This is a genomic window from Streptomyces spinoverrucosus (genome assembly GCF_006539505.1).
Taxonomy (GTDB): domain Bacteria; phylum Actinomycetota; class Actinomycetes; order Streptomycetales; family Streptomycetaceae; genus Streptomyces; species Streptomyces spinoverrucosus.
In genome coordinates this window covers 1-4,346 of record NZ_BJND01000146.1, presented here as the reverse complement: position 1 = coordinate 4,346, position 4,346 = coordinate 1, and the positions used below count along the sequence as shown (strand labels likewise).

General features: G+C 69.4%; 3 protein-coding genes and 1 pseudogene. 2 read left to right on the top strand and 2 right to left on the bottom strand.

Annotated elements, in window-relative coordinates; genetic code table 11:
- Positions 1-408, top strand: a 408-nt coding sequence (locus SSP24_RS43685; RefSeq protein WP_218037165.1) for a hypothetical protein, incomplete at its 5' end; no start/stop codon positions are given.
- A 409-nt stretch (positions 409-817) separates the two neighbouring features.
- Here SSP24_RS43685 and SSP24_RS42050 read toward each other — a convergent pair.
- Complete coding sequence (locus SSP24_RS42050) at positions 818-2,140, bottom strand: D-alanyl-D-alanine carboxypeptidase family protein (protein ID WP_174864811.1); 1,323 nt, start codon at positions 2,138-2,140, stop codon at positions 818-820.
- A 257-nt stretch (positions 2,141-2,397) separates the two neighbouring features.
- On the opposite strand from SSP24_RS42050, the gene SSP24_RS42045 reads away from it, so the two are divergent.
- Positions 2,398-3,780, top strand: coding sequence for an IS1380 family transposase (locus tag SSP24_RS42045; RefSeq protein WP_141316475.1), 1,383 nt, complete (start codon positions 2,398-2,400; stop codon positions 3,778-3,780).
- Positions 3,781-3,950: 170 nt separating this feature from the next.
- Here the strand turns inward: SSP24_RS42045 and SSP24_RS42040 are convergent.
- Positions 3,951-4,276: pseudogene (locus tag SSP24_RS42040) on the bottom strand (transposase); the annotation flags it as partial.
- Positions 4,277-4,346 lie beyond the last annotated feature (70 nt).

Below are 4,346 nucleotides of genomic sequence, written 5' to 3'. Positions count from 1 at the left end.
CCGAGGCTCGCAGAGAATCCCGTAGACATGCCGAAGCCGGCAAGCGGCTCCCAACGAATCGTCATGGCGCCGGACGCACAGGATGCCGCACGGCATCTGGCGGCCCGCCTGCGGCTCGCGGCCTGGCGCTCGATCAGCTCCCTCAGCTCATCCGGCGCGATGCACGGCGCCCCCTCCTCAGCCTGGGCAATGCCCAACTCGTCGGCCGGGCACAGCCATCAGCGCCCCATCACCTCATGGGGTCAGCAGCCCACAGAAGATCGAACAGACGCGGGCGAAGGTCTTGTTCAGCCGCGCCTCGTCAGCAACCTCGACCAACTCGTTCACTTGGTGGCAACGAAGCAGCGGGCGCCAGGCACCCGGCCCGTCAACCGCAGCGGACCCATACCCGGCGAGACGGAACGCTGACTGTCAACGCATGGCTGGTGGCCGACGTGCAGGCGGCATCGTGCGAGGTGCAATCCGCGTGTCCGCCACCGTCCGGGACAAGACGACCATCAAACCGTCGGTCGATCGCGGTAGTGCCGCCATCTCCCGGAGGCACCGGCGAGCTCGCCGCCGACCCGCAGGCAGATTAGGCCACCCATCCTGAGCGGCCCCGGAGTGCGGCCCATGGCCCCGCCGGGCGAGTGCGCACCCGGGAAAGGTCACGCTGCCTTCTGGCCACAGACCGGCCGGGGCGACGCGCCTTCCCCGGGCGGCACGGCCCTGACCGGTGCCGATGCGCGGCGAGCACCGCATCGCAGGCCGACGGGGGAACGCACCACCGCCCGCCAGACACAGGCGCGCACTCGACAGATAACCACCCGGGCCACGATCATTGCCGACTCCCTACCTCATGCGGTCCACCAGCCACCGTCACCAACCAGCCCACCCGAAAGCCGTCCCACGGCCGCAGGATGAGCCACCCGAAAGGGACGCGGACCGCCCGTCGCCGCAGCCACCTCCCGCCCGTCCGGCAAGGGCCCAGGCAACAGCACAAGCCAACTGCCCCCATGCCCAGCCGCCTGCTCGTGCCCGGCACCTCCTCGCCCACCGGGACAGCAGCGGCCGCCCGGCCGCATCCTTCGACGTGGCCCACGAGTCCGACCCGACCACGGGTGGCCTGCCGGTGGTGCCCGCACCGATGAACGGCAAGGCTGCACTCCCCGGACCGCAGGCCGCCGCCGGATCGCCGACGCCTCGTGCCGAATCCCGGACATACCCCGACACCGGATCCGGTGGGAGCATCAGGACAGGTGCCGCGGCAGTTCGCGACGCAATGCCTCCAACAGTGCGCGACTGGTCTCGAAGACCTGCTGCCGGGCCTGCTCCAGCGTGGTGTCAGGGGCTTGCCGCAGCACAGCTCCCAGGGCCATCCGCCGGCCATGGGGCCCTCAAGGACGGCCGCCCGCAGCAGATTGCCGCCCGCAGGCGTGGTGGAACCGGTCTTCAGCCCGATCACGCCGGGCTCGTCGAGCAGTTTGTTGGTGCTGCGCAAAGGCACGGCAGTGCCCGGGGCGGTCGTGCTACGCATCGAGACGATGGACCGGAAGACGTCGTTCGCCATCGCCGCACGGGCCAGCTTCAGCTGGTCCTCGGAGGTGCTCCGCGTCGTCGGTTTGATGCCGCTCGCATCCGTGTAGGTGGTCTGCTCCATCCGCAGCTGGGCCGCTGACCGGTTCATCTTGGCCACGAACGCCTCCTGACTGCCGGCATCCCACCGCGCCAGCAGCCGCGCCACATTGCTGCCGGAAGGCAGCAGCATCAGCTCCAAAAGACGCCGCTGCGAGAGTCTGTCCCCGGCCCGCAGCGGTGCCGTCGACTCAACAGTGGAAAACGACTCCGCCCCAGCCTCACGGTCCACGGTGATCTCCGGGCCGCTCTCCTCGCCCGTGAGGGGATGCTCCTTGAGCACCACATACGCGGTCATCATCACCTTCGTCAGGCTGGCGATCGCGACGGGAACCTGCTCGCCCCGCGTGCCGACCTTCCCCAGGCCCTCCACCTCGACACTCGCCTGCCCGGCCTGGGGCCACGGCAAATCCAACTGCGCCACGACCCGCGACGGATCCCGGGAACCGAGCCAGGACGAACCTCCGTCCCCCAGCAGCAGCCAGCTGACCGAGCCGACGGAGGCGGTCAGGGCGAAGGTGAGCAAAAGACGCAGGAGCCTGTGCCTCCTTGATACACCCAAGCGATGACGCGCTCCTCGGCCCGCCGTCCGGGGAAGGCCGGCAGACCTCCAGGGACGGTGACGGGAGCGGCGGTAGGCGTTCGGCACGGGGATTCCTAGCCTCGCGCTTTCGCGAGATGGTCTGTCCGGGGGTTGATCAAAAACGCGGAAAGTGCTCCTGACCTGCAACGATAGGACTTGCTGAGAGTCCTGTTGGCTGCGAGGAAAGAAGCACTTCCCAGGTGAAGCAGCGTATCGGGTCGTACCCGTGTGTCCGCGTCGAGGGCGGCGGCCGTTCGGTGGTCTCTCAGGCCGGGGCCGTGCTGCTGGTGGAGACGGTCCGCAAGACCGGCCTGGATGCGGCTATATCGGCGGCGCTGGCACCGTGGCGCAAGCCGCGGGCAGTGAACGATCCGGGCAAGATCCTGCTGGACGTGGCGCTCGCGGTCGCCCTCGGCGGGGACTGCCTGGCCGATGTCGCGATGCTGCGGGCCGAGCCAGCCCTGTTCGGGCCGGTCGCCTCCGACCCGACGGTCTCCCGGCTCATCGACACACTCGCCGCGGGCGGGAAGCGGGCCCTGGCGGCGATCCGCACCGCCCGGGCCGAAGTACGTGAACACGTCTGGAGGTTGGCCGGTGACACAGCGCCGGACGCCGACGGTCAGGTGGTTGTGGACCTGGACGGGGTGCTGGTCATCGCACACTCCGACAAGCAGGACGCGGCGGCGACCTGGAAGAAGACGTTCGGGCACCACCCGCTGATGGGGTTCGTCGACCACGGCCACGGCGCGTCCGGGGAACCGGTGGCGGGTCTTCTGCGGCCCGGAAACGCCGGCTCCAACACCGCCGCCGACCACATCGAGACCGCGCAACTGGCCCTGGCCCAGCTACCGAAGAAGTACCGTCGCGGACGGCACACACTGATCCGCTGCGACTCCGGCGGTGGCACCCATGAGTTCGTGGCCTGGCTCGCGGCACGCGGGCGGTGGCTGTCGTACTCGGTCGGGATGACCATCACCGACGCCATCCACCAGGCTGTTTTGAAGATCCCGGCGTCGGCGTGGACACCGGCCGTCGAGCCGGACGGCGAGATCCGGGACGGCGCCTGGGTCGCCGAGATTGACGCCGGCAGCGACTGCCTGACCGGCTGGCCGAAGGGGATACGGCTGATCGTCCGCAAGGAACGCCCGCACCCGGGCGCCCAGTTGCGCTTCACCGACGCCGACGGACTGCGGCTGACCTGCTTCGCGACCAACACGAAGGACACCCCGATCGCCGAGCTGGAGCTGCGGCACCGCCAACGGGCCCGCGCCGAGGACCGCATCCGCGCCGCCCGCGCCACCGGCCTGCGCAACCTGCCGCTGCACGACACGGCCCAGAACCAGATCTGGCTGGAGATCGTCCAGATCGCCCTCGACCTGCTGGCCTGGATGCCGATGCTGGCGTTGACCGGCGCCGCACGTCGGTGGGAACCTCGCCGCCTGCGACTGCGGCTGTTCTCCGCCGCCGCGCAGCTGGTCACCACCGCACGGCGCCGCATCCTCCGCCTGGCACACCACTGGCTATGGACCGACGTGATCACCAGCGCGCTCGCCCGGCTCGATGCCCTCCCGAACCCCGGCTGACCAGCAGCGTCCCGTCCCTACGAGCAGCACACCCCGGAGCGTGGAACCCGGCGCCCACCCAGCGCGACAGCCGGGCCAATCAACATGCCCGCAAACAGAAATCTCCACGCTGGACGAGCAGAAAGGGCCCGTCAGTAAGCTGACGGACCCTCACGCAAGATCGAGGTTAACGCGCGGATGTGGGAGCCGTCGACCGCCGCCCGGGAGAAGTCGAGGGCGTTTGCGTTGCGGAGCCTGGGTGCAGCCGAAGCCACACCCCGACCTCGGTCCACTCGGCCAGACGCCGCCAGCAGGTCATGCCCGAACCGAAGCCGAGTTCCTGCGGCAGATGTTCCCAGGCGATCCCTGTGTGCAGCACGAACAGGATGCCCTGGAACACCAGCCGGTCAGGATGCCGCTTGCGCCCCGGATGCCGAACTCGACGCTCAACCTTCGGCAGCAGCGGCTCGATCGCCCACAACTCGTTATCGACTTCCCACGGCTTCAGCCGAGCCACTCCGCACCCCCGGATCAACGGTCCCGGAGTGATCCAACCACCTCGAAGATCATTTCGTTAGGAGTTCTTA